Origin of the sequence: Archangium sp. (assembly GCF_036389735.1) — a bacterium.
Taxonomy (GTDB): domain Bacteria; phylum Myxococcota; class Myxococcia; order Myxococcales; family Myxococcaceae; genus Archangium.
Map to the genome: position 1 here is coordinate 1 of NZ_DASVWK010000891.1, position 2,701 is coordinate 2,701.

The window sequence follows — 2,701 nt, forward strand, 5'->3', positions numbered from 1 at the left end:
CAGGAGCGCAAGGACACCCACAAGGGACTCGAGGCGGCCAAGGGCTTCATCCGCCGCGAGGTCACCGAGGCGGTGAATCTGCGCGTGTCGCCGGAAATTTTCTTCACCTTCGACGAGTCCCTGGAGCGCGGGGATCGCATCGAGCGGTTGCTGCGCGAGGTGAAGGAGAAGGAAGGCTGGTAGTCAGCATGGACGGCGTCCTGGTCATCGACAAGCCCAAGGGGCCCACCTCGTTCGACGTGGTGCGGCAGGTCCGGGGTCTGCTCCGGGTGAAGAAGGTGGGCCACACCGGCACGCTGGACCCGATGGCCACGGGGGTGCTCCCCCTGTGCCTGGGCGAGGCGACGAAGGTGGCCGGCTTCATCACCGAGGGCGACAAGGCCTACGACGCGGTGGTGCGGCTGGGGGCCGAGACGGACACCCAGGACGCGGAGGGCAAGGTGGTGGCCGAGGCGCCCGTGCCCGTCCTCACCGCGCCGCTGCTGGAGGAGGTGCTCGCGCGCTTCCGCGGCACCTTCGAGCAGGTGCCCCCCATGTACTCGGCGGTGAAGGTGGGCGGAAAGCGGCTGTACGAGCTCGCCCGCGCCGGCGAGGAGGTGGAGCGCGCCAGCCGTCAGGTGACGGTGTACGACCTGGTGCTGCGCGACTTCAACGCCACCCAGCTTCGCCTGTCCGTGCGCTGCTCCAAGGGCTTCTTCGTGCGCACGCTCGCCTATGACATCGGTCGGGCCCTGGGCTGCGGGGCCCACCTGGAGGCGCTGCGGCGCACCATGAGCGGCCCCTTCGCCCTGGCCCAGTCGCTGCCGCTCGCCGACCTGGCCGAGCTGCTGGCGAAGGAGCCCGAGGCCGTGGCCCGGCGGCTGGTGCCGGTGTCCGAGGCCCTGGTGGACCTGCCCGCGGTGCGGGTGAGCGAAGCCGATGCGGCGCGCGTCTCCCACGGGGTACCCGTGGAGGCCCCCGCCCATCCCGGTCGTGTGCGGGTGGTGGCTCCCTCGGGGACGGTGCTCGCCGTGGCCGAGGTCGTTCGCGGCCGGCTGCGCTACCTGCGCGTGCTGGTCTGAGCCTCGGCGTTCAACCCCCTCCGTCCATTACCGGGCGGACAGGCAGGCGCTGAAGGTTGACCGCCCGTACGGGCGATGTTTATAAGCCCCCCAGTCGTTAGAAGGACGATGCCCGGTCTGTACCCCTCCGCGGACCTTGGCAACGGCAGTCCCCATCCCCGGAGCGGGTAAGCAGTAAAAGGAAGAACATGTCGGCACTGCATCAGGAGCGTAAGGCGGAAGTCGTCACGAAGTACCGCACCCACGAGACGGACACGGGTTCTCCCGAGGTCCAGGTGGCGCTGCTCTCCGAGCGCATCACCATGCTCACGGAGCACTTCAAGACGCACAAGAAGGACCACCACTCCCGCCGTGGTCTGCTCAAGCTCGTCGGTCAGCGTCGCCGTCTCCTCGACTACCTGAGGAGCAAGGACGCCAACCGCTACAAGAAGCTCATCGAGGGTCTCGGCATCCGCAAGTAGGCCCGAGGTAGACACGGGGCGCTGGCACTTGTCAGCGCCCCGAGTCGTTCCAGGCAGTCGCAGCACATGCAGTCGAGGAAGAAGCGGGGCGGGGAAGAGGCAACGGGGTGATGTGGGCGGAGGTTTTGGTTTCCGTTCGGACGGGCTGACCGGTGGTTGTGCCAGGTCGGCCCGCGCGATCAGGGATCAAAGCTCCGACAGATCCCTCCGGCGCTTCCGAAGCGCCCCACCGCAGTCAAGCCGCGGTTGCCCGTCCCATGCCTGTTCCAGGCTCGGCGATCGCATTCTCCCCACAGAGGCCTCGCACCGAGGCGCGTGGGCCCTCACCTTACGTCAAGGATCAGGGCGCGCGTCAGCGGGGCCATCAGGCAGTCACGAGGCAAGACGGATATGCATCTCAAGAAAAGCGTCAAGATTGGCGACACCGAGCTCACCATCGAGACCGGCCACATGGCCAAGCAGGCGGACGGCTCCGTGGTGGTTCGCTATGGCGACACCATGCTGCTCGTCACCGCGGTGAGCGCCCGCGAGAAGAAGGACGTGGATTTCCTCCCCCTCACGGTGGAGTACCAGGAGAAGCTGTACTCGGCCGGCCGCATCCCCGGCAGCTACTTCAAGCGCGAGGGACGCCTCACCGAGAAGGAGACGCTGGCCAGCCGCATCGTGGACCGCTCCATGCGCCCGCTGTTCCCGGAAGGCTACGCCTACGAGACCCAGGTCATCGCGAGCGTCATCTCCGCGGACCCGGAGCACGAGGGTGACATCCACGGCATCACCGGCGCCTCGGCGGCGCTGTGGGTGTCGGACATCCCCTTCAACGGTCCCATCGCGGGCATCCGCGTGGGCCGGGTGGACGGCAAGCTCGTCGCCAACCCCACGATGAAGCAGCGCGAGCAGTCCGACATCGACCTCGTCATGGCCGTCAGCCGCGAGGCCATCGTCATGGTGGAGGGTGGTGCCGAGGAGGTGAGCGAGGCGGACATGGTGGCCGCGCTCGAGTTCGGCAAGCAGGCCGCGCAGCCCGCGCTGGACCTCCAGGACGAGCTGCGGCGCTCGCTGAACAAGACGGTGCGCAACTACGACCGCATCCCCGCGGTGGCCGAGGACCTGAAGGCCAAGGTGCGCGCGCTGGCCTGGGACGGCATCGTCCACGGCTACACCATCAAGGAGAAGGCGGCT

The 2,701-nt window shown here is 68.2% G+C and carries 3 protein-coding genes and 1 pseudogene; all 4 read left to right on the forward strand.

Annotated elements, in window-relative coordinates:
• The coding region (gene rbfA / locus VF794_RS31760) for a 30S ribosome-binding factor RbfA (RefSeq protein WP_331116865.1) at nt 1-183 on the forward strand (183 nt) is incomplete at its 5' end.
• Nucleotides 184-188: 5 nt separating this feature from the next.
• Nucleotides 189-1,061, forward strand: coding sequence for a tRNA pseudouridine(55) synthase TruB (gene truB, locus VF794_RS31765; RefSeq protein WP_331116866.1), 873 nt, complete (start codon nt 189-191; stop codon nt 1,059-1,061).
• A 188-nt stretch (nt 1,062-1,249) separates the two neighbouring features.
• Nucleotides 1,250-1,522, forward strand: coding sequence for a 30S ribosomal protein S15 (gene rpsO / locus VF794_RS31770; RefSeq protein ID WP_331116867.1), 273 nt, complete (start codon nt 1,250-1,252; stop codon nt 1,520-1,522).
• Nucleotides 1,523-1,912: 390 nt separating this feature from the next.
• Nucleotides 1,913-2,701, forward strand: a pseudogene (locus tag VF794_RS31775) (polyribonucleotide nucleotidyltransferase); the annotation flags it as partial.